Genomic DNA, 25,454 nt, shown 5'->3' on the forward strand with positions numbered 1-25,454 from the left:
GCCCGTCCAGGCGGGCCTTCTGCACCCGATATATCAGCCGCGCGGAATGCTTCAACTGGCAAGCGCCAGCCGGAGCATCCTGGCCAGCTCGGACTTGCGATAGGGCTTGGCGAGCAGCAGCACGCCGGAATCGAGACGGCCGTGATGGACGATGGCGTTCTCGGTATACCCTGATGTGTACAGGATCTTGAGCGAAGGCTTCCGCCTCAACGCCTCCTCGGCCAGTTGGCGGCCGTTCATGCTGCCCGGCATGATCACATCGGTGAACAGCAGATCGATCGGTGCGGTGTCGATGATCTTGAGGGCGTCGGCGGCATTGGCGGCCTCGAGCGTGGTGTAGCCCAGGCTCTCGATCTGGGTCACCACATAGCGTCGCACCATCGAATCGTCCTCGACGACGAGGACCGCTTCATGACCGCCCTCGACACTGGCCGAGATCAGTTCCTCCGCGGCGGTCTGGTTCAATCCGGTCGCGCGCGGCAGGTACATCTTGACGGACGTGCCGTGGCCTTCCTCGCTGTAAATCTTGATGTGCCCGCCCGACTGCTTGACGAAGCCGAACACCATGCTGAGGCCGAGCCCGGTGCCCTTGCCGACTTCCTTGGTGGTGAAGAACGGATCGAATACCCGCTCGAGCAGGGCTGCCGGGATGCCGGTGCCGGTGTCGCTCACGGCGACCATGACGTAGTTGCCCGGCGTTACCTCGCTGTGCATGTCGGCATAGTTTTCGTCGAGATAGACGTTGTTGGTTTCGAGCGCGAGCTTGCCGCCATGGGGCATCGCATCGCGGGCGTTGAGGGCCAGATTCAGCACCGCCGTGGTGAGCTGGCTCGGATCGACCAAAGCGGTCCAGGCGTCGTCGGCCAAGATCGGCTTGATTTCGATATGCTCGCCAAGCGTCGGATGCAACAGCTTGGCGGCCTCCAGCACCAGCGAATTGACGTCGATCTCACGGGGCTGCAGCGGCTGCTTGCGGGCAAAGGCCAGCAGATGCTTGGTCAGGCTGGCGCCGCGTTCGGCGGCTTCGTCGATCAGCTTGGCGATCGATACGAGCTCGGGCTGGCCGGCGACGGCCTCCTCGAGAATTCCGATGGTCCCGGTGATCACGGTCAGGATGTTGTTGAAGTCATGGGCGACTCCGCCCGTCAGTTGGCCGATCGCGTCCATCTTCTGCACATGCCGCATCTGGGCCTCGGCGTTCTGCTTTTCCGTCAGGTCGCGGCCGATGAAGAAGTGGCGCCTGACCGGTTCCGACCATGTCCCGCTCCAGTTCAGCGAGACCGCCTTGCCGTCCTTGCCGACGTAGCGGGTCTCGAAACTGCGCTTGCTCTGCCCCCGCCGCGCCGTTCGCATCTCGTTGCGGGTGTTTTCGAGATCGTCGGGGTGGATGAACTCGACCGCGCTGTGCCCGATCATGTCGGCCGGCGCATAGCCGAGAATGGTGGTGACGCTCGGGCTGACCTGGATGAAATTTCCGGCGGTGTCGGTCACCAGGATGAGATCGTGCGAGGTCTCGAAGATGCGCTGCCGCTCTTCGACTTCCCGGTTGAGCGCTTTCAGGGTCCGATTGCTTTCGGTGATGTCGCGCGCCGTCTTGGAAGCGCCGATGATGTCGCCGGAAGCCGACCGGATCGGGGAGACGCTCAAGGAAACCTCGACACTGCTGCCGTCCTTGTGCATGCGCGAGGTTTCGTAATGCTGGATCCGCTCGCTGTTGCCGACACGCGCGAGGATGTCGCCGACCTCGGCGCGCCGGTCCGGCGGGACGATGATGTCGATGTGCTTGCCGACGGCCTCGGCAGACGTATGGCCGAACAGGCGCTCGGCGGCCCCGTTCCAGCCGGTGATGGTGCCGTCGAGCGCCTTGGTGATGATGGCATCGTTGGATGATTCCACGACCGCGCTGAAAATGCGTTCGCGCTCGGTGCGAAGATTTCGTTCGGAGGCCGCCTGATGGCGGAGCTTTCCGAGCAGGCGCGCCAGTTGCGCCTGCAGGCTGACATTGTCGATCAACAGCACGGCCAGCACGAAACTGGCGGCGCACAGCCCATAGATGCGGCCGAGATAGAAGCCGAGATCGAAACGCGCCACATTGAGGATGGCCGACATGGCGATGTCGAACAACCAGGCGCAGAGCACGACCATCAGCCAGATGTCGAGGACGGAATGCGGCTTGCGAAACCAGAGCATGGCCAGGGCCGCGAGGCTGAGACACCATACGGTCGACACCACGCCGAGCATGACGGGCGTGTAATGCCCGTCTTTCAGCAGGATGGGCAGAATGTCATGGCCGCCGGTGGCAACCGCGGTGAATGCGGCCATCGCCACGGCCACCGCGGCAATGCTTACCCCGATCGCCCGCCCAGGCGAGGCCTGCATCCTCATGCCGTTATCGCGTGCCTTCAGCGCCGCATAGCCGAGCACCAGCAGCGGAAATCCGCCGTGCCAGACCATGTAGAGCCAGACGGTGGTTTGAGGGCCCGCGCCGAGCAACCCGCCGGGCGCGAACAGGCCGGGAAAGGTGAGGGCGTGGACCACGGCGGCGATGGCCGTGAACAGATAACCGCTTGCAAGCAGCAGCAGCGCCCGCGAGCGCGAAACCCCGAACTGCGAAAACAGCAGGACCGCGGTGATCAGGTCGTTGATGGCCAGCGCGGATTGATAGCTGGCGACGAACGCCGGCACCGGGGCCAGCGGCACGCCGGCAAAAGGCACGGCGCATGCGAACAGCAGCGCGGAGACGACGACGATCGAAGCAGCCGCCCTACGATCCCTGCCGGTCGCGGGCATGGTCGAGAGAAAGATGTTGCGCTCGCTACCTGTCTGCATTCTCGTCTCCGGCAAACTGGCATCGTACGCGCCAAAAGATTCGCATCGGTCACGCACCATAACGTATTCGCAGCGACCGGGAGTCCAGCCGATAAGTGGATATCAACCGGGAGGAATTCGTTGCAGTCTGTCTGTGATCGGGCGGCCCTGCAGGCCGGGCGAGCGCCGGTACCTCAGAGATCCGACGCGGGTTACGCGGAATCAACTCAAGGTTACATGTTACCTAATTGGTGCGGGGACGGAAAGGCGGCCGGGTGAGTAACCGGCTCTTTACCACCGGACGGAATAATGGTTGCGTCATTCCATAGAAAACCGGGAACTTCGCGTCAGGCTGTCGCACGATCGAGCCCGAGAGAATCTCATGCCCCGCGTCCTTGTCATTGACGACCAATCCGATGTGCGCGCGATGATTTCCATCGTGCTGCGGATCAACCAATTCGAAATCGTCGAAGCTGCCAGCTCGCCGGCGGCACTGAAGGCGTTCGAGGAGCAGGGCTTCGATCTCGCGATCGTCGACATCTTCCTGCAGGGCACCAATGGATACGATTTGATCGGCACGCTGCGCGAACGCATGCCCGATTTGCCCGTGGTCGCGATATCCGGAATGACGGCGCTGGACTTCCTGTCTGAGTCGCCCGGTCTGTCGGATGTGGTCTGCCTGCAAAAGCCGTTTCGGCCCCACGACCTGATGCGCGCGATCGAGGCGGCGCGGGGATCGGTCCGGCCATCGGTCGCCACGGCGCGCTAGCCTACCGTTCGGCACGTCGCAGACCATTGGCGTCGGCCGTTGCCTCCTGTGGCGGAAGGAGATCGGCCGCAGCATGGTGTGACGATAGCGGGACGGAGAGGCGGCAAATCAGGCCTTCGGGTCGCCAATCGAATTCCGCTTTGCCGCCCAGTTGTGACTCGATGCTCGCGATCACGCTTCGTGTTCCAAAGCCGCGCGTGGTCGGTTTCTCGACCCGCGGTCCGCCGGTTTCCGCCCACACAATTTTCAGAAGTCCCGCGTGGTTCTCCCAGTCGACCTTTAGCCGGCCCGACTGCGCCGACAGGGCGCCGTACTTGGCCGAATTGGTGACGAGTTCGTGCAGCGCCAGGGCAACCGTTTGCGCGGTGGCGGGCAACAATTGAACTTCCGGGCCGGACAGCACGACCTGTTCGCCCATCGCATAGGGCGCGAGTTCCTCTTCGATCAGCTTCCTTGTTTCGGCGCCTTGCCAGCTCGACAGCGAAAGCACGGTGTGCACCCGCGCGAGCGCATTGATCCGGCCCTCGACCGAGTGAATGTAGGACTTCACGTTTTCGCCGCGCGTCAGCCGGACGATCGACTGCGCCAGCGCGAGCGCGTTCTTGGCGCGGTGATCGACTTCCCGGGCCAGCAGGCTCTGACGTTCCTCGGCCTGCTTGCGCTCGGTGACGTCGACGGTGACGCCGCTGACACGGATCACGCGGCCGTCCTTGTCGGTGCTTGCCGCTGCCGTTCCGGTGCACCAGCGCACTTCGCCGGTAGGCCGCACGATCCGGAATTCCGCCTCGTATGATTTCGCGCCCCTGGCGAAGCTCGCCCATGCCTCGCGCAATTCGTGAAGGTCGTCCGGATGAAACACGCTCTGGATATTGCCCGGCGTCAGTTCAAAGCTGCCGGAATCGACGCCGAGAATTTGATACTGGCCCTCGTCCCACAAGCAGTCGCCATTGGTCCAGTCCCAGTCCCAGGATCCCATCTTACCGGCGGCGATCGCCAGGCTGCGGCGCTGCTCGCTCTCCACGAGACGGGTGTGGGATTCCTCCAGTTCGGCGGTGCGGGCGCGAACGCGGTCCTCGAGTTCGACGTTGAGCCGCTCGAGCTCCCGGGTCTTGCGGTAGAGCTCGGCGAACACCTTGATCTTGGCGCGCAACACTTCGGGCACGACCGGCACCGGGACGTAGTCGACCGCGCCCATTTCGTAGCCGCGCAGGCGGTCGATATCGCTGACCTGGATCGCCGAGATGAAGATCATCGCCGTCTTTTGGAAGCGGGGATGTTCGCGGATCATGGCGGCGAGTTCGAAACCGTCGAGTTCCGGCATGCAGACGTCGACCAGAATGATGGCGACGTCGTTCTTGAGCAGGAACTCGAGCGCTTCGCGGCCGGACGAGACCGAGACCAGGTTCTCGCCGAGTTCCTTCAGGATCACCTCGTAGGCGAGCAGCTTCGCCGGCTGATCGTCAACCAGAAGAATGTTTACTTTCGCATGTTCCATCATCTGCGTGCGCCGATCAGCGGTGTAGCCACATTCGAATGGCGAGCAGCAACTGCTCGGTGTTGACGGGCTTGGCGAGATAGTCGGACGCGCCGGCCTCGAGGCATTTTTCGCGGTCGCCCTTCATGGCCTTGGCGGTCAGCGCGATAATGGGAAGGCGGCCGAACAGCGGATTTTGCCGGATCACGCCCATGGTCTGATAGCCGTCCATCTGCGGCATCATGATGTCCATCAGCACGATGGCGATGTTGGGGGTCGACTCCACCAGCGCAATGGCCTCGTGACCGGTCGTCGCCGTCAGCACCTTCATGCCGCGCCGTTCCAGCACGCTGGAAAGGGCAAAGATGTTGCGGGCGTCGTCGTCCACCAGCAGCGCGGTCTTGCCAACGAGATCCTCATCGGAACTATTGAGCTTCTCCAGCATCCTCTGCTTCTCGACCGGCAATTCCGTGATCACACGGTGCAAAAACAGCGACGTTTCGTCGAGCAGGCGTTCCGGCGACTCCACGCCCTTGACCACGATGCTGCGGGCCATGGTGTGGAGTTCCGCATCTTCTTCCGCCGAAAGTTCCCGCCCGGTGAACACGACCACCGGAACATTCGACAGCGCTTCGTCGTTGCGGATCTGGTCGAGCACCTCGAAACCGCTCATGTCGGGCAGCCGCAGATCCAGCACGACGCAGTCGCACGGGGTGTCGCGCAGCATCGACAGCGCGCCGGCGCCGGTATCTGACGTCACGATTTCGATGTCGTCGTGATCGAGCAGGGCCTTGATGCTCAACTGCTCGGCGGCGTTGTCTTCGACGATCAGGAGGCGCTTGCGCCGCGGCCTGGCATATTCCCTGATCTGGCTTAGCGCCGCGCTGACGCCCTCGGTCGTCGTCGGCTTGTTGACAAAGGAGAACGCGCCGCGCGCCAGCGCGTGCTGGCGGTCTTCGTCGAGCGTGATGATCTGGACCGGGATGTGCCGGGTCAGCGGATTGTGCTTGAGCTGGCTCAGCACCGTCCAGCCCAGCATGTCCGGCAGGAACACGTCGAGTGAAACCGCCGACGGCTGGAACTGCTTGGCGAGTTCAAGCGCCTCGGCGCCGTGATTGGCGACCAATACCTTGAAACCCTTGTCGCGGGCGAGATCGATCAGCACCCGGGCATAATGCGGGTCGTCCTCGACGATCAGCAGAATCGTATCTCCCGGCTCGAGATTGAGCCGGTCGTCCGGCAATTGCTCGATCACCCGCTCCTGGGTTGCCGCGGCCTGCAACGCCGGTGCCGTGACGAAGGGCGACGGGGAGGGCGCGCGCGGCGCGATCGTGGGTCCGGCATATTTCAGCGGCAGATACAGCACGAAGGTGCTGCCCTTGCCCGGTGCGCTGCGCAGATGGATTTCGCCGCCGAGCAGGCTCGCGAGTTCGCGGCTGATGGCAAGGCCCAAACCTGTGCCGCCGTATTTGCGGCTGGTTCCGGCGTCGGCCTGCTGGAACGCCTCGAAGATCAGCTTCTGCTTTTCCAGGGGAATGCCGATGCCGGTGTCGGTCACCTCAAAGGCGACGACGGCGGGCGCGTGGTTCAGGATCGGGTGATCGGTGCTCCAGCCGCCGACGGCGGCCGACACGGTCAGCTTGACGCCGCCCTCGGCCGTGAACTTGAAGGCGTTCGACAACAGGTTCTTGAGAACTTGTTGGAGCCGCTTGGAATCCGTCACCATGCTGCGGCTCAGATTCTCGTCGACGCTGATGCCGAACGAGAGATGACGGTTTTCGGCTTCGTGCTTGAACGGCCGTCCGACGGTTTCCAGCAGGTTCTGCGTCAGGATTTCCTCGGCGTCGACGGTCACGGTTCCGGATTCGATCTTGGAGAGATCGAGAATGTCGCTGATCAGGTTCAGCAGATCGGTACCGGCGCCGTGGATGGTCCGGGCGAACTCGACCTGCTTCGGCGACAGGTTGCCGTCGGGGTTCTCGGTGAGCTGCTGGCCGAGAATCAGGATGCTGTTGAGCGGCGTGCGCAGCTCGTGCGACATGTTGGCGAGGAATTCCGATTTGTATTTCGAGGTCAGTGAGAGCTCGGTGGCCTTTTCCTCGAGCGCGCGCCGGGCCTGTTCGATTTCCTGGTTCTTTCGTTCCACCTCGACGTTGCGTTCGGCGAGCTGCTGCGCCTTCTGTTCGAGCTGTTCGTTGGTCTGTTGCAATTCCTTCTGCTGGGTCTGCAATTCGCCGGCGAGCTGTTGGGATTGCGTCAACAGGCCTTCGGTCTGCATCGTGGCCTCGATCGAGTTGAGCACAATGCCGATGCTGTCGGTGAGCTGCTCGAGGAAGGTCATCTGCGAGGTCGTGAACGAGCTGACCGAAGAGAGTTCGATCACGGCCTTGACCTGGTTCTCGAACAGAACCGGAAGCACGACCAGGTTTTTCGGGGTCACGCGCAGCAGCGCCGAATTGATCGGCGCGGCGTCGGTCGGGATGTCGGACACCAGCCGCTGCCGCTTGTCCATGGCGCACTGGCCGATCAGTCCGTCGCCGAATTGCACGGCCAGCGGATGGGGATTGATGCTGTCGCCGGCATAGGCCGAGAGCAGGCGCAATTGCGGATTCTCCGGATTCTCCACTTGGTAGATCACGCCCATATGGGCATTGATCAGCGGCGCCAGCTCGGTCAGCAGCAGACGTCCCACCGTGGTGAGGTCGCGCTGTCCCTGCAGCATGTTGGTGAACTTGGCGAGGTTGGTCTTCAGCCAGTCCTGCTCGGTATTGACCTGCGTCGTCAGGCGCAGGTTGCCGATCATGGTGTTGATATTGTCCTTGAGCTCGGCTACTTCGCCGCGCGCATCAACCTGGATCGAGCGCGTCAAATCGCCCTTGGTCACGGCGGTGGCGACCTCGGCGATCGCGCGGACCTGAGAGGTGAGGTTGGCGGCAAGCAGGTTGACGTTGCCGGTGAGATCCTTCCAGGTGCCGGCGGCGCCTGGCACGTTGGCCTGGCCGCCCAGCCGTCCCTCGACGCCGACTTCGCGCGCCACGCTGGTGACCTGGTCGGCGAAGGTGGCCAGCGTTTCCGTCATGTTGTTGATGGTATCGGCGAGCGCGGCCACTTCGCCCTTCGATTTCACCGTCAGGTTCTGTTTCAGGTCGCCGTTGGCGACCGCCGTCACCACCTTGACGATGCCGCGAACCTGTTCGGTAAGGTTGGCGGCCATGAAGTTCACGGTGTCGGTGAGATCCTTCCAGGTACCGGCCACGCCGGGCACCTGCGCCTGACCGCCGAGCTTGCCCTCGGTGCCGACCTCGCGCGCGACGCGCGTCACTTCGCCGGCAAACGCGTTCAACTGATCGACCATCGTGTTGATGGTGTTCTTCAGTTCGAGGATTTCGCCCTTCACGTCGACCGTGATCTTGCGTGAGAGGTCGCCGCGCGCGACGGCGGTGGTGACTTCGGCGATGTTGCGGACCTGCGTGGTGAGGTTGGCCGCCAGCAGGTTGACGTTGTCGGTGAGGTCCTTGAACGTTCCGCCGACGCCGGGCACCACGGCCTGGCCGCCGAGCCGTCCCTCGGTGCCGACCTCGCGCGCCACGCGGGTCACTTCGGCCGCGAACGAGCGCAGCTGCTCGACCATCGTGTTCAAGGTGTCCTTGAGCAGCAGGATTTCGCCGCGGACGTCGACCGTGATCTTCTTGGACAGGTCGCCGCCGGCGATGGCGGTCGCGACTTCGGCGATGTTGCGGACCTGGGCGGTCAGGTTCGAGGCCATGAAGTTGACGTTGTCGGTGAGGTCCTTCCAGGTGCCGGCGACCTCCGGCACTTCGGCCTGGCCGCCGAGCTTGCCTTCGGTGCCGACCTCGCGCGCCACGCGCGTCACTTCGGAGGCGAAGGCGTTGAGCTGGTCGACCATCGTATTGACGGTGTTCTTCAGCTCGAGAATTTCGCCCTTGACGTCGACCGTGATCTTCTTGGAAAGGTCGCCCTTGGCGACAGCCGTGGTCACCTCGGCGATGTTGCGGACCTGACCGGTCAGGTTGCCGGCCATCGAGTTGACGTTGTCGGTGAGGTCCTTCCAGGTGCCGGCGACGCCGGGCACGTTGGCCTGACCGCCGAGCCGGCCTTCGGTGCCGACCTCGCGCGCCACGCGCGTCACCTCGCCAGCAAAGCGATTGAGCTGGTCGACCATCGTGTTCAGCGTTTCCTTGAGCTGCAGGATCTCGCCGCGGACGTCGACCGTGATCTTGCGCGACAGGTCGCCGCCGGCAATGGCGGTCGCAACTTCGGCGATGTTGCGAACCTGTGCCGTCAAATTGCCGGCCATCGAGTTGACGCTGTCGGTGAGGTCCTTCCAGGTACCGGCAACGCCGAGCACGTTGGCCTGGCCGCCGAGCTTGCCTTCGGTGCCGACCTCGCGCGCGACGCGCGTCACTTCGCCGGCGAAGGCGTTGAGCTGGTCGACCATGGTGTTGAGCGTTTCCTTCAACTGAAGGATTTCGCCTGACACGTTGACGGTAATCTTCTTGGAGAGGTCGCCCTTGGCAACCGCCGTCGCGACTTCGGCGATGTTGCGGACTTGGCCGGTCAAATTGCTCGCCATCGAGTTGACGCTGTCGGTGAGGTCCTTCCAGGTGCCGGCGACGCCGCGCACCAGCGCCTGGCCGCCGAGTTTGCCTTCGGTGCCGACTTCGCGCGCCACGCGCGTGACTTCGCCGGCGAAGGCATTGAGCTGGTCGACCATCGTGTTGACGGTATCCTTCAGCTCCAGAATTTCGCCGCGCACGTCCACCGTAATCTTTTTGGAAAGGTCGCCGTTGGCGACCGCGGTCGTCACTTCGGCGATGTTGCGGACCTGCGCCGTCAGGTTCGACGCCATCGAGTTGACGCTTTCCGTCAAATCCTTCCAGGTGCCGGCGACGCCGAGCACGTTGGCCTGGCCGCCGAGCCGCCCTTCGGTGCCGACCTCGCGTGCCACGCGCGTCACTTCGCCGGCAAACGCATTGAGCTGGTCGACCATCGTGTTCAGCGTTTCCTTCAACTGCAGGATTTCGCCCGACACGTTGACGGTGATCTTCTTGGACAGGTCGCCGCCGGCGATCGCGGTGGCGACGTCGGCGATGTTGCGCACCTGCGCCGTCAGGTTGGAGGCCATGAAGTTGACGTTGTCGGTGAGGTCCTTCCAGGTACCGGCCACGCCGGGCACCTGGGCCTGACCGCCGAGCTTGCCCTCGGTGCCGACTTCACGCGCCACACGCGTCACTTCGGAGGCGAACGAGTTGAGCTGGTCGACCATCGTGTTGATGGTGTCCTTCAGCTCCAGGATTTCGCCACGGACGTCCACTGTGATCTTGCGCGACAAGTCGCCGCGCGCGACGGCGGTGGTGACGTTAGCGATATTGCGGACCTGTGCGGTGAGGTTGCCGCACATCGCGTTCACGGAGTCGGTGAGGTCCTTCCAGGTGCCGGCGACGCCGGGCACGATGGCCTGGCCGCCGAGCTTGCCGTCGGTGCCGACTTCGCGGGCGACGCGGGTCACTTCGGAGGCAAAGGAGCGAAGCTGGTCCACCATCGTGTTGATGGCTTCCTTGAGCTGCAAGATCTCGCCGCGAACGTCGACCGTGATCTTCTTCGACAGGTCGCCATTGGCCACCGCGATGGTGACTTCGGCGATGTTGCGGACCTGGCCGGTGAGGTTGTTGGCCATCGAGTTGACGCTCTCGGTCAAATCCTTCCAGACGCCGGTCACCTCCGGCACCTGGGCCTGACCGCCGAGCTTGCCTTCGGTACCGACCTCGCGCGCCACGCGCGTCACCTCGGAGGTGAACACGCTGAGCTGCTTGATCATGGTGTTGACGATGTTGGCCGACTGCAAAAATTCGCCGCCGAGCGGGCGGCCGTCGACATCGAGTTTCACGGTCTGCAGCAGGTCGCCCTGCGCGACCGCGGCGACCGCGCGGGTGACTTCACGGGTGGGCCACAGCAAATCGTCGATCAGCGTGTTGACCGAGCCTTCCATGTCCGCCCACGATCCGCTCGAAAGATCGAATTTGACGCGCTGTCGCGTTTTGCCTTCGCGGCCGACCACCTGTCCGACGCGCTCCAGTTGCTGCGCCATGCGCTGGTTGGCGGCGACGATTTCGTTGAAGGTGTCGGCAATCTTGCCCTCGATGCCGATGTGATCGCCGGTCATCCGTACCGAAAAATCGCCGGCGCGCATCGCCTGCAGCGCGTGCAACAGATCCTGCAGCGGGTCGGGCTTTCCGTTCGAGTTCGATTTTGCGTTCGCGGCTGGCTTGCGCTTGGCAGCGCGAGATGATGCTCCAGGGGAAAGGTCACTCATCGTGTTTCCTTGAGGCCGGTTCGCGCGAATCTAGCGGCAGGTGTGCGACTCCCCAGCATACAACTGCCAGCCCAGCTTCAGATCAAGCGGGAACCGTTGTAAGCGCAGTGAAATCAATGACATGGAACCTACCCGGGTCGCTAATGCGCTTGCGCGCCTTTGGTTCCATCGCGCGCGCCATATTTTTTGTCCGGAAAACAAAACAAAAACGCCCCGGCAAGCCGGGGCGTTTGCAGTTCCAATCGGGAACGATCGTCGGAAGCCCGATCAAGAGCCTTTGGGATTGATCTCGGTGTAGTTGCCCGTGGCGTCCCATTTGTAAACGACGTAGTCGAGCTGCTTGATGTCGCCCTTGGCGTCGAACTCCAGCTTGCCGATCACCGTGTCCCAGGCGCCGGCCTTGATCGCGTCCATGACTTTTTTCGGGTCGGTGGTGCCGGCCTTCGCCGCCGCCTGCGACCAGACCTGCATCGCGGCGTAGGTGTAGAGTGTGTAGCCTTCCGGATCGATGTTCTTGGCCTTGAAGCGTTCGACGATCGCCTTCGCGGTCGGCTTGTTGCGCGGGTCGGGGCCGAAGGTGAACAGGGTGCCTTCACCGGCGGGGCCGGTGATCGAAGCGAACTCCTTGTCGGCCAGCGCGTCGCCGGCCATCAGCACGGTCTTGAGGCCCTGGTCGCGCATCTGCCGCACCAGCAAGCCGGACTCCTGATGGTAACCGCCGACATAGACCAGATCGATGTTGTCGCGCTTCAGGCGCGAGACGATGGCGTTAAAATCCTTGTCGCCCTTGTTATAGGATTCGAACATCTTTTCGGTGAAGCCGGCCTTGTTCAGCGCCTTCTTGGTTTCGTCGGCGAGACCCTTGCCGTAGGTGGTCTTGTCGTTGAGGATGGCGACGTTCTTGTCTTTGTAGTTCTTCAGGATGTACTCGGCGGCAACCAGGCCCTGCTGATCGTCGCGGCCGCAGACGCGTGCCACGTTCCAGAGCTTGCGCTCGGTGAACAGCGGGTTGGTCGAGGCCGGCGTGATCTGCAGCACGTTGCCATCGGCATAAGCCTCGGAGGCCGGGATCGACGACGACGAACAATAGTGACCCGCCACGAACGGGACCTTGGAAGAGGCGAATTTTTCGGCCACCGAACGCGCCTGCTTGGGATCGCAGGCATCGTCGCCGACCTGCAGCGCCAGCTTCTTGCCGAGCACGCCGCCGGCGCTGTTGAGATCTTCCACCGCCTGTTCGGCGCCGTTCTTCATTTGCCGGCCGAATGCGGATTCGCCGCCCGTCATCGGGCCCGCTACACCGACGGTGATGTCCTGCGCCAGCGCGCTTGCCGATAGCGCCAGCGATGCGCCGAATGCCAGGCCGATGAGTTTCAGTGACTTCATGAGATTTCCTCGCGGGGTGGTCGATTTCGGGAGCACCCGGCGGGCCGGGTACGAAAATCAGGTCCATTCTCGGCTGATTTTACCGCGAAGTCATCGGCAATTTTCGGGCAAATCCACGGTCGGTTCGCAGCATCTTGCCGCAGTATCGGCCATCGCCGGCCCGGCGCTACCCCCGCCGGCCGCCTTCCAGATAGGCAGCGCGGATTTCCGGGCGCTGCAGCAATTCGCTGCCCGTGCCCGACAGGGTAATCAGGCCGTTGACCATGACGTAGCCGCGATGGGCGAGTTTCAGCGCATGATTGGCGTTCTGCTCGACAATCAGCACGGTCAGGCCATCCTGCCGGTTAAGCGTCCGGATGGCGTCGAAAATCTGCCGCGCGATCAGGGGCGCCAGTCCGAGCGACGGTTCGTCCAGCATCAACAGGCGCGGGCGGCTCATCAAGGCGCGGCCGATCGCCAGCATCTGCTGCTCGCCACCGGACAGCGTGCCGCCGCGCTGGGTCATGCGTTCCTTGAGCCGCGGGAACAGCGTCAGAACCCGCTCGAGACCGCTGGCGCGATCGGCCTCGCTGCTATCGGTCGCATCCGCGCCCATCTGCAGGTTTTCCGCCACGCTCATGCGCGGAAAAATCCGGCGGCCCTCGGGCGACTGGGCGATGCGCATCCGCGCGATCTCGTGCGTCGGCACCTCGGTGATATCCTGGCCGTCGAATTCGATTTCGCCGGAGCGGGCGCGGGGCCTGCCGAAGATCGTCATCATCAACGTCGACTTGCCGGCGCCGTTGGCGCCGATCAGAGCGACGATCTCGCCGGCATTGATCTCGATATCGACGCCCTTCAGCGCCTCGATCTTGCCGTAGGAGGCGCGCAGCGACCGGACCGCGAGCAGGGGCGTTGGGGATGACGCGGTCACGTTCCGCTCTCCATCACGGCGATGGCTTCCTCCTCGTCGGCGCCGAGATAGGCGGCGATCACCTTGGGATCGTCGCGAACCTGTTGCGGCGTGCCTTCGGCGATCTTGACGCCATAGTCCATCACCACGACGTGGTCGGAGATTTCCATCACCACCGACATGTCGTGTTCGATCAGGAGGATCGAGGTGCCTTGTTCGGCGCGGATCGACAGCAGCAATTCGCTCAACGCACCACTTTCCCGTGCGTTCAACCCGGCGGCGGGCTCGTCGAGGCAGAGCAGCGCCGGTTCGGTGCACATCGCGCGCGCGATTTCCAGCCGCCGTTGATCGCCGTAAGGCAGATTACCGGCGGCATCGTCGGCGCGGCCCAGCAGCCCAATGCGATCGAGCCATGTCCGCGCCAGGTCGATCGCATGCTTCTCGGCCTTGCGCCACGAGGGCGCGCCGATCAGGCCTAGGAACGTCAGCCCGGACGCGCGCATCAGCGCGTTGTGCTGTGCCACCATCAGGTTTTCCAGCGCCGTCATGCCGGGGAAAAGCCGGATGTTCTGGAACGTGCGGGCGACACGGGCGAGCTTCGAGATCCGGAAATCGTTGAGCCGTTCGAGCTGGATATTGCGGCCGTCGTCATGCGTTAGCCGGATGCTGCCGTCGCTCGGCTTGTAGAAGCCGGTGATGCAGTTGAAGACCGTGGTCTTGCCGGCGCCGTTCGGGCCGATCAATGCGGTGATCTGGCGACGTTCGGCGCCGAAGGAGAGGTCGTTGACGGCGACGATGCCGCCGAAACGCATCGACAGGTGATCGACGGACAGGATGTGATCGCCGTTCATCCGTGTCCCTCCTTGACGAGGTCGGAAGAGATCGCCTGGTTGCGCTCCAGGAACACGGTCGGCGCGCGATGGCCGATCAGCCCGCGCGGGCGCCAGATCATCAAGAGCACCATGGCGACGCCGAACACCAGCATGCGGTACTGGTCAAAACCACGAAACAGCTCGAAGCCGCCGATCATCGCCAGCGCCGCCAGCGCCACGCCGAGTTGCGAGCCCATGCCGCCCAGCACCACGATCGCCAGCACCAGCGCCGATTCCTGGAAGGTGAAGGATTCCGGGCTGATGAAACCTTGCCGGGTCGCGAAGAACGCGCCCGCAAAACCGCCGAACATCGCTCCGGTCGCAAACGCCGTCAGCTTGGTCGTGGTGGTGTTGATGCCGAGCGCGCGGCAGGCGACTTCGTCCTCGCGCAGCGCTTCCCAGGCACGGCCGATGGGCAGGCGTCGGAGACGGATCGTGACCCAGTTGGTCAATAGCGCCAGCGCCAGGATCAGATAGAACAGGAACACGATGCGGTGGGTCGGCGAGAATTCGATGCCTAACCTCGCCGCCAGTCCGTCCTCGCCCGGCGACAGCGGAATGCCGAACATGGTCGGGCGCGGAATGCCGCTGATGCCGTTCGGCCCACCCGTCAGGCTCTGCCAGTTGATGATGACGAGGCGGATGATCTCGCCGAAGGCGAGGGTGACAATCGCGAGATAGTCGCCGCGCAGCCGCAGCACGGGAAAGCCGAGCAGCACGCCCCAGAAGGCGGCGAGGATGCCGGCCAGCGGCAGGCAGACCCAGAACGACAGCCCAAAGTTGGTCGCCAGCAGCGCGTAGGAATAGGCGCCGACCGCATAGAACGCGACATAGCCGAGGTCGAGCAGGCCGGCGAGGCCGACCACCACGTTGAGGCCCCATCCCAGCATCACATAGGTCAGCACGAGAATGCCGAGATCGAGAATGTAGCGCTGGTCGTAGAAGATGACCGGCACCAGAAACGTGAACACCAGCAGCGCCGGCGCAACGAGACGTCCCGCAACCGACAGCGCCGATTGCACCGGTGCCGGAACTACCCTGATGGTGCCGACCGGTCCCCACCATTGCCGCAGCAGTTCGACGACGATGCTGCCGCCGAACACGACGGCGACCATGGCGGCGAGATCGCCGAACCGGGTCCAGTAGATCAACTGGCCCCGCGGACCTGCCTCGGTGCGCACGCCGATCATCAGCGAGAACAGCACCAGCGCGACCAGCGCGCTGATCAGCGCTTTCTTGAAGATGAAGGCGACCCCCGGAGCGCGCGAGGGCTTTGTGGACAAGGCCTGCGTGGAGACGGCGGGGGGTGCGTTCACGCGGCCGCCCGTCAGACTTTTTCGACTTCGGGCCGGCCGAGCAGGCCGGTCGGAAGGAAGATCAGCACGATGATCAGGATCGAGAACGCGGCGACGTCCTTGTATTCGACCGAGAAGTAGGCCGACCACAGCGTCTCGATCAGGCCGATCAGGAGTCCGCCGAGCATCGCACCTGGCAGCGAGCCGATGCCGCCGAGCACGGCGGCGGTGAACGCCTTGATGCCGGCGACGAAGCCCATGAAGAAATCGACGAGGCCGTAATAGAGCAGGTACATCATGCCGGCGACGGCGGCGAGCGCTGCCCCGATCACGAAGGTCATGGAGATGGTGCGGTCGACGTCGACGCCGAGCAGCGACGCCATGGTCTGATCCTGCTCGCAGGCGCGCATGTCGCGGCCGAGCCGGGTGCTCGACACCAGCCAGGTGAACAAAGCGAGCAGCACGACGGTGGTGATGACGACGACGATCTGGATGTTGGACAGTTGCACGGCGAAGCCGCCGGCGCCTTCATGCAGCGTATAGCCGCCGGTGATGATCGGCGGCACCGGCTTGACACGCGCGCCCTGGGCGACCTGCGAATAATTGGTCAGAACGAATGACATGCCGATCGCCGAGAGCATCGGCGCCAGGCGGAACGAGTGCCGCAGCGGCCGGTAGGCGATGCGCTCGATGGTCCAGCCGTAGAGCGCGGTGATCGCCATCGATACCAGCAGCACGATCAGCAGGATCAGCGGGATCGCGGTCAGGCCGAACGAGACCAGGATCAGGAATGTGATCAGCGCGATGAAGCCGCCGATCATGAAGATGTCGCCATGGGCGAAATTGATCATGCCGACAATGCCATAGACCATGGTGTAGCCGATGGCGATCAGGCCATAGATCGAGCCGAGCACGAGGCCGTTGATCAGTTGCTGGGCGAAATAGTCCATGCGCTGCCGCTGCTAGAGAACAACAACGCGGCAAGAGCCCCCGGCAGCCCAAGACGACGCGTCGTGCCGTTTTCTAACAGTGGGAACCCGGGGCGGCAACAGCGCCGGCTGCGGCCCAAAGGGCTTGTACAGAGCTAGTTTTCCGGGAGCCGGGTTCCGGCGTCACAGTCCGGCCACGGCTTTGCCGCGCAATGATCCTCAAGGAACCGCTGTTCCCTCGAAACCAACGCCGGGGCTTGCCGTTGATACCGGCTTCGTTCAACAAGGGAGATCCCGAATGAGCAACCAGAACCAGAATCCGGGCCAGCAGAACCAGCAGCCGGGTCAGAAGCCGGGGCAGCAGCAGGGCGGCGGGCACAAGCCCGGCCAGCAGCAGCAGGACCCGAACCGTCAGAAACCCAATCAGGACCGCTAGTCTGGACTGACGCCAGAGATCAGAGGAAGGCCCCGCCGGGAGGCGGGGCTTTTCTTTTGTCGGCGCCGGTGGTCAAGATATTGACTTCGCTGGCAACCGTTTCGGCTGCGCCTGAGGTTAAGTTGGCGGCCGTAGTTCGCCCGACAGCCAGCCGAGCACGTCGGATTGGATCGGATCGGCCGCTTCGAGAATCCTCTCCACATGATTGCACTGCCGGCATTCGAACGTTCGAGCATTGATCCCCAGCCGCGCCGGAGTTATCCGGGCCGCCACCATCTCGGCTGCGCACATTGGGCATATTCTGGATGCAATCTTGCCGGTTGATATATCGCGCGAGAAATGATGCCCCATCACCAGTCTCCTCGATCGGACCAAGCTCACCGCCAGCGATTGATGCGATGGGCGGCGTAGCCGATCGTAGGGCCGATCAAGATCGGGTCACTGGTCAATATTGCTCACACGGCGAGGTTCAATCGGGATTCTTTTGGAAACGAATTCCTGACCTGCGATCGACGAATTTTGTCACCTTTAAATCAATTGCCGGCGCTCTCGCGCAGCAGACGCTCGAATGCTTGCGTCACGTCGTTCGTCATCTTGCTTCGACTGCAAAAAAGGCGGCCCTTTCGGGTCGCCTTTGTTGTTTGAACGTGGACGCGCTTACTGGCAGAGATGCCGGCGACCGTCTTCACCGCGAAATACCGTTCCCGGCTCGCAGACGAATCCGTTCGGATTGTAGGCGCCGTATGAGCCGTCGTAAGCCACAGCCGGGCCGGGGTCATAGGCGTAGGAATCGTCATAGTAACCGGTATCGCCGTAGCCATAACCGTATCCATAGCCGCCTAGTGCGGCACCAGCGATGACGCCGGCTGCAATGCCGGGTCCAAATCCGCCGCGCCGGAAGCCGCCGCCGCGATAATTACCGCCGCCGAACCGCGCGCCGCCGGATGCAAGGCGTACTCCGCCCATTCCGCCGCCGGCAAAGTGGGGCACGGCGCCGCCGCCAAAGTGCGCGCCACCACCACCGCCGTGACCGCCACCAGGACCGCGTGCGAGTGCGGGAGAAGTTGCAAGCGCGATCGCGACACAGGCCGCGCCAAAAATCTTCAGTTTGGTCATTTCAATCCTCCATGAATTGTCATGAAGAGAACAGGCGCTGGTCGCGAATGTTCCGAGGGGATCGTGTCCAAAGTTTCACCTGCGCACGCGTCATCGTGATGACGGTCGAACCGTCAGCGCCGCGTCAGGCCGATACCGCCGCGCGCCGGGACAGCTATCGCTTCAACAATCCCAGTTCGGCGACGATCGCGGCGGCTTCCTTGACGGCATGATTGGCCGCCGGCACGCCGCAATAGATCGCCTGCTGCAGCAATATTTCCTTGATGTCGTCGGGCGTGAAACCGCCCTCAGTGAGTGCTGCGCGCACGTGCAAGCGGAATTCATCCCACTGGCCCAGCGCGACCATGGTGCCGATCACGAGCACGCGGCGGGTGCGGTGGTCGAAATGCGGGCGGGTCCAGATATCGCCCCAGGCATAGCGCGTGATCAGGTCCTGGAAATCGGTATTGAACGCGTTGCGGTTGGCGACGGATTTGTCGACCCATTCATTGCCGAGCACTTTTCGACGTTGCATCATGCCGTCGTCGCGGCGCTGGTTGTCGTCCATGATTTCTCCTTCCCGTCATTGCGAGGAGCGAAGCGACGAAGCAATCCATTCTTCTTTTCGTGGTGAGATGGATTGCTTCGCTGCGCTCGCAATGACGGCTGTTAGAGTTAGCGTTGCGTCAGGAAGCCGACCACCGCGTCGGTGAAGGCGTGCGGTTGCTCGACATTGGAAATATGCGCGGCGTCCAGGATCGTCATGCTGGCGCCGGGGATTTTGCTGCGGATGTATTCGGCGGCTGATATCGGCGTCGACATGTCGTGACGTCCGGCGATTACCAGCGTCGGGCTTTTGATCGTCGGCAACTCTTCGCGCAGATCGAGCGTCGACAGCGCCTCGCAGCAGGCGACATAGCCCTCGACCGGCGTGGTCAGCATCATCGCCTTCATGTTGGCGGTGATCTGCGGCTCGCGCTCGCGAAAGTCCGCGGTCAGCCAGCCCGACATTACGGCGTCGGCGACCGCGGCGATGCCGCCTTCCTTTACCGCCTTGATGCGCTCATGCCAGCGGGTCGGGTCCGGATAGTGGCAGGCGGTGTTGGCGAGAATGATCTTGCCGAATCTGTCGGGCGCGTTTGCTCCCAGCCATTGCCCGACCATGCCGCCCATCGACAGGCCGCACCAATGCGTTTTCGCAATGTTGAGATCGTCGAGGATCGCCAGCACGTCGCGGCCGAAGCGCTCCATCGAATAGGGGCCGGGCGGCACGTTCGATTTGCCGTGGCCGCGCCGGTCGTAGCGGATGACGCGAAACACTTGGGCGAACGCCTTCATCTGCGGCTCCCACATCGCCATGGTGGAGCCCAGCGAATTCGACAGCATCAGCGTCGGTCCGCCGTCGCGGCCTTCGACGGATACGTTGAGCAGGCACCCGTCGGCGTCGATCATCGGCATCTGAAATTCTCCAGGCTCTTACTTGTCGTCGATTGAAGCGAGCAGGCGGTCGATCAGGGCCTGCGAGGCGCCCTGATAGGCCATCGGCTCGAACAGTTTTGCAAGGTGGTCGGCGCCGAGCTGCGCGGTGATTTTCGAATCTGATGTCAGCACGTCGCGCAGATGTTTCTTGCCGGCGGCGGCTTTCTTGCTGGCCGCCTCGATCAGGTGATGCGCGTCGCTCTTGCCGATCTTTTCGGCCAGCGCCATCGTCACCGCTTCTGCCATGATCAGCCCATGGGTCGCATCGAGATTGAGCCGCATCCTGACGGCATCGACCTCAAGTCCTTCGGCGATGTCGACGATCGCCGCCAGCGCGCCAGAAGTGACCAGCAGCAGCGTCGGCAAGGTCGGCCATTCCGCGTGCCAGGGTCCGGCGCTGCGCTCGTGATCCTGCACTTGGGCTGCAAAAATCGTGGCGGCGAGATTGGGCGCCATGGTGGCCGCGGCAAGTGCACTGGCTGCGGCCACCGGATTGCGCTTGTGCGGCATCGTGGACGAGCCGCCGCGGCCTTCGCCCGACGGTTCGAAGGCTTCGCCGACGTCGGTTTGCATCATCAGCGAGACGTCGCGCGCGATCTTGCCGCAGGTTCCTGCGAGGATGGCGAACACGGCAGCCGCCTCCGCAATGCGGTCGCGATGGGTGTGCCAGGGCGCGTCGGGCAGCGGCAGTTTCAGTTCCTGCGCCAGTCGTTCGGCGACCTGCAATCCCTTGTCGCCGAGCGCGGCAAGCGTCCCCGCCGCGCCGCCGAATTGCAGCGCCAGCGTCTCGCTGCGCAATCGCTGCAGCCGTTTCCGCGAGCGCTGCAGCGCCGCGGCATATTCGGCGAGTTTCAGCCCGAACGGCATCGGCAGCGCGTGCTGCAGCCAGGTGCGAGCCACGACCGGCGTGTGGCGATGCGTTCGCGCCAGTGCCGCAAAACCCGCGACGGCGCGGCCGGTGTCGGCGAGCAGGGCATCGATGCCGGCGCGCAGGCCGAGCATGGCGCCGGTGTCGATGACGTCCTGGCTGGTCGCGCCCCAATGGACATAGCGCGCGGCGTCGGCATCAACCTTCGCGACACGGGCGGTCAGTGCCTTGACGAGGGGGATCGCAAGGTTGCCGGATCGCGTGGCGGCCTCGGCCAGGGCTGCGAGGTCGAATGATTCGGCCCGGCAGGCGGCCGTGATCGGTTGGGCCGCGCTGGCCGGAATCACGCCTGACGCGGCTTCGGCGCGCGCCAGGCCGGCCTCGAAATCCAGCATGTTTTGCAGGCATACGACATCGTCGCAGATCGCGCGCATCGCAGCACTCGACAGCATCGGCGCCAACAAAGGGGAGAGGGACGTGCTCATTTGCGCGCGACCTAACCATTCCCGCCTGTCCCTGCCAATGCCCTCGTTGCTTTCGGGGTTTGCGGTATCCGTGCCCGTCTGCGGCGCGTTGCGAATATGCATCGCTCAATGTCGGAACGCGGTCTTTCCTTTCGGCCGGGCGTGGCTTACTTGGGGACATAGACCAAGGCGATTTCAGGAGGCAGCCCCATGGCCATGACGATGACCGGCGAAGTTCAGCTTGCGGCGCCGCGCGAGGCCGTGTGGGCCAAACTGAACGATCCGGAAGTGCTGAAGGTCTGCATTCCCGGCTGCGAGGAGCTGGAAAGGACCGAAGACAACGGCTTCCGCGCCACCGCCAAGATGAAGGTCGGGCCGGTCTCCGCCCGCTTCAAAGGCAAGGTCACGCTCAGCGACCTCGACCCGCCGAACGGCTACAAGATCTCGGGCGAAGGCGAGGGCGGGGTCGCCGGTTTTGCCAAGGGCGGCGCCACGGTGGCGCTGGCCGAAAAGGACGGCGGCACGCTGTTGAGCTACAATGTCGAGGCGCAGATCGGCGGCAAGCTGGCCCAGCTCGGGCAGCGCCTGATCAACGGTTCGGCCAAGAAACTGGCCGATGAATTCTTTGCCAATTTCGCCAAAGCTGTTCAGGGCTGATCCGGTACAGGGCTGCCCCGAAAAAGGCCGAGCCGCAAAAGGCTGCCGGACTGTCCCGATTGCCAGATCAGGCCATGCCCCAAGCGGGGGGCTCCTGAGGTTGCTCATTGCCGGGATGGCCCATATTATGGCCTTGGAATGATTTTAAACGCCTGCGCGGCCGATATGCGGCGGTGCAGCTCAAGAGAGTGCTGATGGCCAAGATTTCCCTGATCGTGAACGGCAATCCCGTAAACGCCAATATCGACCCCCGTACCCTCCTGGTCCAGCTTCTGCGGGAAAATCTCCGGCTGACGGGCACCCATGTCGGCTGCGACACCTCGCAATGCGGCGCCTGCGTCGTCCATCTCGACGGCAAGGCCGTCAAGTCCTGCACTACGCTTGCGGTGATGGCCGACGGCCACGAGGTCCGCACCATCGAGGGTCTGGCCGCCGACGGCGCGCCGCTGCATCCGATGCAGGAGGCTTTTCGCGAGCATCATGGCTTGCAGTGCGGCTTCTGCACCCCCGGCATGATCATGACCGCGGTTGATATGGTGCACCGCAAGGGCCATGATCTCTCCGACCACGTCATTCGCGAAGAGCTCGAAGGCAATCTGTGCCGCTGCACCGGTTATCAGAACATCGTTGAGTCGATCGCCGCCGGCGCCAAGGCGATGGCCAAATCCGATCTCGCCTAATCGAATTCATCGCGACCCGCGATCAGGAACGTCTCATGTACGAATTCAAATATCATCGCCCGGCGACCGTGCGGCAGGCCGCCAATCTGCTGCTGAAGAACGAAGACGCCAAGGTGATCGCCGGCGGCCACACGCTGGTGCCGGTCATGAAGCAGCGGCTCGCCAGCCCGCCGCATCTGGTCGACCTCTCCCACATCGAAGGTCTCGGCGCGATCGAGATGAAGGGTCGTTCGCTGGTGATCGGCGCGACCGCGAAACATGCCGAGGTCGCGACGTCGCCGATCGTCGGCGAAGCGATTCCGGCGCTGGCCGAACTCGCCGCCCAGATCGGCGACCCCGCGGTGCGTCATAAAGGCACCATCGGCGGCTCGCTCGCCAACAACGATCCGACCGCGGATTATCCGGCGGCGGTGCTGGCGCTCGGCGCCACCATCGTCACCAACAAGCGCAGGCTGAAGCCGGAAGAATTCTTCCAGGGCCTGTTCACGACCGCGCTGGAGAACGACGAGATCATCACCAAGGTGATGTTCCCGCTGCCAAAGAAGGCGGCCTATATCAAGTTCCGGAACCAGGCCTCGCGCTATGCGCTGGTCGGCGTGTTCGTCGCCAAGCGGCCTTCCGACGTGCGTGTCGCCGTCACCGGCGCCGGCTCGGACGGCGTATTCCGCGCCGAGGCGTTCGAAGAGGCCCTGAAGAAGCGCTTCTCGCACAAGGTGCTCGACGGCATCTCGGTTTCGGCCGACGGACTGAACAGCGATCTGCACGGCAGCGCCGAATATCGCGCGCATCTGATCGGCGTGCTGACGCGTCGCGCTGTCGAAGCCGCGACGGCGAAGTGACGTTGATCTTATCAAGACTGGCCTGCTCATGAGTGCATCGGCGTTACCGAAATCCGTCGATGCGATGCTCGAACTCCTGACCTCGCGCGGCTATCTGGCCGAGCGGTCGCTGGCGACGGTGACCTTTCTGTCGCTGCGCATGGGCCGCCCGCTGTTCCTCGAAGGCGAGGCCGGCGTCGGCAAGACCGAGATCGCCAAGGTTTTGTCGGCAGCGCTCGGGCGCAAGCTGATCCGGCTGCAATGCTATGAGGGCCTCGACGTTGCCTCCGCGGTCTATGAGTGGAACAGCGCGTCGCAGATGATCGCGATCCGGCTGGCGGAAGCCGCCGGCGATACCGATCGCGATCAGCTTTCATCGGACATCTTCGCCGAAAAATTTCTGATCAAGCGGCCGCTGCTGCAGGCGCTGGAGCCGGACATGGCCGGCGCGCCGGTGCTGCTGATCGACGAACTCGATCGCGCCGATGAGGCGTTCGAGGCTTACTTGCTGGAAATTCTCAGCGATTTCCAGGTCACGATCCCTGAGTTCGGCACCATCAAGGCGCCGGAGCCGCCGATCGTCATCATCACTTCGAACCGCACCCGCGAAATTCACGACGCGCTGAAACGGCGCTGCCTGTATCACTGGGTCGATTATCCCGACGCCGAGCGCGAGTTGGCGATCGTCAAGTCGCGCGTTCCCAACATTTCCGCAAAACTGTCGCAGCAGGTCGTCCGCTTCGTGCAGATGCTGCGCGACCAGGATTTCTACAAGTCGCCGGGCGTCGCCGAGACCATCGACTGGGCCACCGCGCTGACCGAACTCGATGCCCGCTCGCTGACGCCGCAAGTGGTTGGCGACACGCTCGGCGCGCTCCTGAAATACCAGGACGACATCGCGCGCATGCAGGGCGACGCGCTACAGAAGGTTTTGAAGGAAGCGACGAGCGACTAATTCGCCATTCGCTGGCGCGCGGGAGCGCGAACATATGCCGATCGATCACCTCAATCCCCCGACAGGGCATATGGCCGACAACGTGGTCGGCTTTGCCCGCGCGTTGCGGGCGGCAGGCCTGCCGGTCGGGCCGGGGTCGGTGATCGATGCCTTGAACGCGCTACAGGTGATCGAGATCGGCAACCGCGGCGACGTCTACACCACGCTGGAGGCGATCTTCGTCAAGCGTCATGAACATGCGCTGATCTTCGCCCAGGCGTTCGACCTGTTCTTCCGCGCCGCCGAGGACTGGAAGCAGATGCTGGATTCGGTGCCGCTGCCGGACCACGCCAAAAAGAAGCCGCCGCCGGCCTCGCGCCGGGTCCAGGAGGCGCTGGCGCAGCCGTCGATGCGTGAGGAAGTGGCGCAGGAGCAGCAGCAGGAGTTGCGGCTGTCGGTCTCCGACAAGGAAATCCTGCAGAAGAAAGATTTTGCGCAGATGAGCGCGGCTGAAATCGCCGACGTCACCCGCGCCATCGCCAATATGCGGCTGCCGCAGGCCGAGTTGCGCACCCGCCGTTACCAGCCCGACGCCAAAGGGCTGCGGCTCGACATGCGCCGGACACTGCGTAGCTCCTTGCGCACCGGCGGCGAGATCATCGATATCCGAAAACTTGGCCGGATCGACAAGCCGGCGCCGATCGTGGCGCTGCTCGATATCTCCGGCTCGATGAGCGAATATACCCGCCTGTTCCTGCACTTCCTGCACGCCATCACCGATGCCCGCAAGCGCGTCTCGGTGTTCCTGTTCGGCACCAGGCTGACCAATGTGACGCGGGCCTTGCGTGCGCGCGATCCCGACGAGGCGCTGGCGAGCTGCTCGTCGTCCGTCGAGGACTGGGCCGGCGGCACCCGCATTGCGACCTCGCTGCACTCGTTCAACAAGCTGTGGGGCCGCCGCGTGCTCGGGCAGGGCGCCATCGTGCTCTTGATTTCCGACGGGCTGGAGCGCGAGGCCGACGACAAACTGGCATTCGAGATGGACCGGCTGCACCGGTCCTGCCGCCGCCTGATCTGGCTCAACCCCTTGCTGCGCTATGGCGGGTTCGAGGCCAAGGCGCAGGGCATCAAAATGATGCTGCCGCACGTTGACGAATTCCGTCCGGTGCATAATTTGAGCTCGATGGGCGAGCTGATCGCGGCGCTGTCGGCGCCGCCTCCGCCGCACCACCGCAGCCTGATCCGATCCGCAGCCTGAGAGAGG

The 25,454-nt window shown here is 63.7% G+C and carries 19 protein-coding genes; 7 read left to right on the forward strand and 12 right to left on the reverse strand.

The features are described 5' to 3' along the window. Positions 1-51: 51 nt before the first annotated feature. Positions 52-2,829 (reverse strand): PAS domain S-box protein, encoded by a 2,778-nt coding sequence (locus tag BLR13_RS31865; protein WP_074815366.1) that lies wholly within the window; start codon positions 2,827-2,829, stop codon positions 52-54. A gap of 361 nt (positions 2,830-3,190) precedes the next feature. Here BLR13_RS31865 and BLR13_RS31870 point away from each other — a divergent pair, with 361 nt between their 5' ends. Further along, a complete protein-coding gene (locus BLR13_RS31870; RefSeq protein WP_074815363.1) occupies positions 3,191-3,577 on the forward strand; it encodes a response regulator in 387 nt (128 codons plus the stop codon). A 1-nt stretch (position 3,578) separates the two neighbouring features. Here the strand turns inward: BLR13_RS31870 and BLR13_RS31875 are convergent, their stop codons facing one another. The 7 genes from BLR13_RS31875 to BLR13_RS31905 all read right to left on the reverse strand — a co-directional run bounded on the left by BLR13_RS31875 (position 3,579) and on the right by BLR13_RS31905 (position 16,780). After that, a complete protein-coding gene (locus BLR13_RS31875) occupies positions 3,579-5,072 on the reverse strand; it encodes an HWE histidine kinase domain-containing protein (protein ID WP_074830876.1) in 1,494 nt (497 codons plus the stop codon). A 16-nt stretch (positions 5,073-5,088) separates the two neighbouring features. Beyond that, entirely contained in the window at positions 5,089-11,385 is a 6,297-nt protein-coding gene (locus BLR13_RS31880; protein ID WP_074815361.1) for a HAMP domain-containing protein, read from the reverse strand. Between the two features lie 267 nt (positions 11,386-11,652). Beyond that, positions 11,653-12,771 (reverse strand): branched-chain amino acid ABC transporter substrate-binding protein, encoded by a 1,119-nt coding sequence (locus BLR13_RS31885; protein ID WP_074815358.1) that lies wholly within the window; start codon positions 12,769-12,771, stop codon positions 11,653-11,655. Positions 12,772-12,937: 166 nt separating this feature from the next. Beyond that, positions 12,938-13,684, reverse strand: coding sequence for an ABC transporter ATP-binding protein (locus BLR13_RS31890; protein WP_074815354.1), 747 nt, complete (start codon positions 13,682-13,684; stop codon positions 12,938-12,940). Then, a complete protein-coding gene (locus tag BLR13_RS31895) occupies positions 13,681-14,514 on the reverse strand; it encodes an ABC transporter ATP-binding protein (RefSeq protein ID WP_074815350.1) in 834 nt (277 codons plus the stop codon). The genes BLR13_RS31890 and BLR13_RS31895 overlap by 4 nt, the downstream gene beginning before the upstream one ends. After that, the gene (gene livM / locus BLR13_RS31900) at positions 14,511-15,818 is read right to left on the reverse strand and encodes a high-affinity branched-chain amino acid ABC transporter permease LivM (RefSeq protein WP_091977657.1); all 1,308 of its coding nucleotides are present in this window, start codon (positions 15,816-15,818) and stop codon (positions 14,511-14,513) included. Before livM ends, BLR13_RS31895 begins: the two co-directional genes overlap by 4 nt. Before the next feature lie 44 nt (positions 15,819-15,862). Then, entirely contained in the window at positions 15,863-16,780 is a 918-nt protein-coding gene (locus tag BLR13_RS31905) for an ABC transporter permease subunit (protein WP_074815344.1), read from the reverse strand. A 277-nt stretch (positions 16,781-17,057) separates the two neighbouring features. On the opposite strand from BLR13_RS31905, the gene BLR13_RS41195 reads away from it, so the two are divergent. Further along, entirely contained in the window at positions 17,058-17,195 is a 138-nt protein-coding gene (locus tag BLR13_RS41195; RefSeq protein WP_171944912.1) for a hypothetical protein, read from the forward strand. 657 nt (positions 17,196-17,852) lie between these two features. Here the strand turns inward: BLR13_RS41195 and BLR13_RS31910 are convergent. The 4 genes from BLR13_RS31910 to BLR13_RS31925 form a co-directional block, all read right to left on the reverse strand. Beyond that, entirely contained in the window at positions 17,853-18,311 is a 459-nt protein-coding gene (locus tag BLR13_RS31910; RefSeq protein ID WP_074815338.1) for a hypothetical protein, read from the reverse strand. 154 nt (positions 18,312-18,465) lie between these two features. After that, entirely contained in the window at positions 18,466-18,858 is a 393-nt protein-coding gene (locus BLR13_RS31915; protein ID WP_074815335.1) for a carboxymuconolactone decarboxylase family protein, read from the reverse strand. Between the two features lie 107 nt (positions 18,859-18,965). Next, complete coding sequence (pcaD, locus tag BLR13_RS31920; RefSeq protein WP_074815333.1) at positions 18,966-19,748, reverse strand: 3-oxoadipate enol-lactonase; 783 nt, start codon at positions 19,746-19,748, stop codon at positions 18,966-18,968. Between the two features lie 18 nt (positions 19,749-19,766). Next, entirely contained in the window at positions 19,767-21,122 is a 1,356-nt protein-coding gene (locus BLR13_RS31925) for a 3-carboxy-cis,cis-muconate cycloisomerase (protein ID WP_074830875.1), read from the reverse strand. Positions 21,123-21,311: 189 nt separating this feature from the next. Here BLR13_RS31925 and BLR13_RS31930 point away from each other — a divergent pair, with 189 nt between their 5' ends. The 5 genes from BLR13_RS31930 (at position 21,312) to BLR13_RS31950 (ending at position 25,448) form a co-directional block, all read left to right on the forward strand. Then, positions 21,312-21,758, forward strand: a complete 447-nt coding sequence (locus BLR13_RS31930) for a CoxG family protein (protein WP_074815330.1) — start codon at positions 21,312-21,314, stop codon at positions 21,756-21,758. 194 nt (positions 21,759-21,952) lie between these two features. Beyond that, the gene (locus tag BLR13_RS31935) at positions 21,953-22,438 is read left to right on the forward strand and encodes a (2Fe-2S)-binding protein (RefSeq protein ID WP_074830873.1); all 486 of its coding nucleotides are present in this window, start codon (positions 21,953-21,955) and stop codon (positions 22,436-22,438) included. Between the two features lie 35 nt (positions 22,439-22,473). Next, complete coding sequence (locus BLR13_RS31940; protein WP_074815327.1) at positions 22,474-23,277, forward strand: FAD binding domain-containing protein; 804 nt, start codon at positions 22,474-22,476, stop codon at positions 23,275-23,277. A gap of 28 nt (positions 23,278-23,305) precedes the next feature. Further along, entirely contained in the window at positions 23,306-24,211 is a 906-nt protein-coding gene (locus BLR13_RS31945; protein WP_074815324.1) for an AAA family ATPase, read from the forward strand. 34 nt (positions 24,212-24,245) lie between these two features. Further along, positions 24,246-25,448: a vWA domain-containing protein gene (locus BLR13_RS31950; protein ID WP_074815320.1), complete on the forward strand. Its 1,203-nt coding sequence runs from the start codon at positions 24,246-24,248 to the stop codon at positions 25,446-25,448. The last annotated feature ends 6 nt before the right edge of the window (positions 25,449-25,454 follow it).

It is taken from the genome of Bradyrhizobium ottawaense, from assembly GCF_900099825.1.
Lineage (GTDB): Bacteria > Pseudomonadota > Alphaproteobacteria > Rhizobiales > Xanthobacteraceae > Bradyrhizobium > Bradyrhizobium ottawaense_A.

What these genes read in the sequence shown, in the direction of transcription:
- BLR13_RS31895 (WP_074815350.1), bottom strand. Translation starts at nt 14,514, where the DNA reads ATGAACGGCGATCACATCCTGTCCGTCGATCACCTGTCGATGCGTTTC.
- BLR13_RS31905 (WP_074815344.1), bottom strand. Translation starts at nt 16,780, where the DNA reads ATGGACTATTTCGCCCAGCAACTGATCAACGGCCTCGTGCTCGGCTCG.
- BLR13_RS31945 (WP_074815324.1), top strand. Translation starts at nt 23,306, where the DNA reads ATGAGTGCATCGGCGTTACCGAAATCCGTCGATGCGATGCTCGAACTC.
- BLR13_RS31875 (WP_074830876.1), bottom strand. Translation starts at nt 5,072, where the DNA reads ATGGAACATGCGAAAGTAAACATTCTTCTGGTTGACGATCAGCCGGCG.
- BLR13_RS31885 (WP_074815358.1), bottom strand. Translation starts at nt 12,771, where the DNA reads ATGAAGTCACTGAAACTCATCGGCCTGGCATTCGGCGCATCGCTGGCG.
- BLR13_RS31930 (WP_074815330.1), top strand. Translation starts at nt 21,312, where the DNA reads ATGGCCATGACGATGACCGGCGAAGTTCAGCTTGCGGCGCCGCGCGAG.
- BLR13_RS31935 (WP_074830873.1), top strand. Translation starts at nt 21,953, where the DNA reads ATGGCCAAGATTTCCCTGATCGTGAACGGCAATCCCGTAAACGCCAAT.
- BLR13_RS31925 (WP_074830875.1), bottom strand. Translation starts at nt 21,122, where the DNA reads ATGAGCACGTCCCTCTCCCCTTTGTTGGCGCCGATGCTGTCGAGTGCT.
- BLR13_RS31950 (WP_074815320.1), top strand. Translation starts at nt 24,246, where the DNA reads ATGCCGATCGATCACCTCAATCCCCCGACAGGGCATATGGCCGACAAC.
- pcaD (WP_074815333.1), bottom strand. Translation starts at nt 19,748, where the DNA reads ATGCCGATGATCGACGCCGACGGGTGCCTGCTCAACGTATCCGTCGAA.
- BLR13_RS41195 (WP_171944912.1), top strand. Translation starts at nt 17,058, where the DNA reads ATGAGCAACCAGAACCAGAATCCGGGCCAGCAGAACCAGCAGCCGGGT.
- BLR13_RS31865 (WP_074815366.1), bottom strand. Translation starts at nt 2,829, where the DNA reads ATGCAGACAGGTAGCGAGCGCAACATCTTTCTCTCGACCATGCCCGCG.
- BLR13_RS31915 (WP_074815335.1), bottom strand. Translation starts at nt 18,858, where the DNA reads ATGGACGACAACCAGCGCCGCGACGACGGCATGATGCAACGTCGAAAA.
- BLR13_RS31940 (WP_074815327.1), top strand. Translation starts at nt 22,474, where the DNA reads ATGTACGAATTCAAATATCATCGCCCGGCGACCGTGCGGCAGGCCGCC.
- BLR13_RS31870 (WP_074815363.1), top strand. Translation starts at nt 3,191, where the DNA reads ATGCCCCGCGTCCTTGTCATTGACGACCAATCCGATGTGCGCGCGATG.
- BLR13_RS31880 (WP_074815361.1), bottom strand. Translation starts at nt 11,385, where the DNA reads ATGAGTGACCTTTCCCCTGGAGCATCATCTCGCGCTGCCAAGCGCAAG.
- BLR13_RS31910 (WP_074815338.1), bottom strand. Translation starts at nt 18,311, where the DNA reads ATGACCAAACTGAAGATTTTTGGCGCGGCCTGTGTCGCGATCGCGCTT.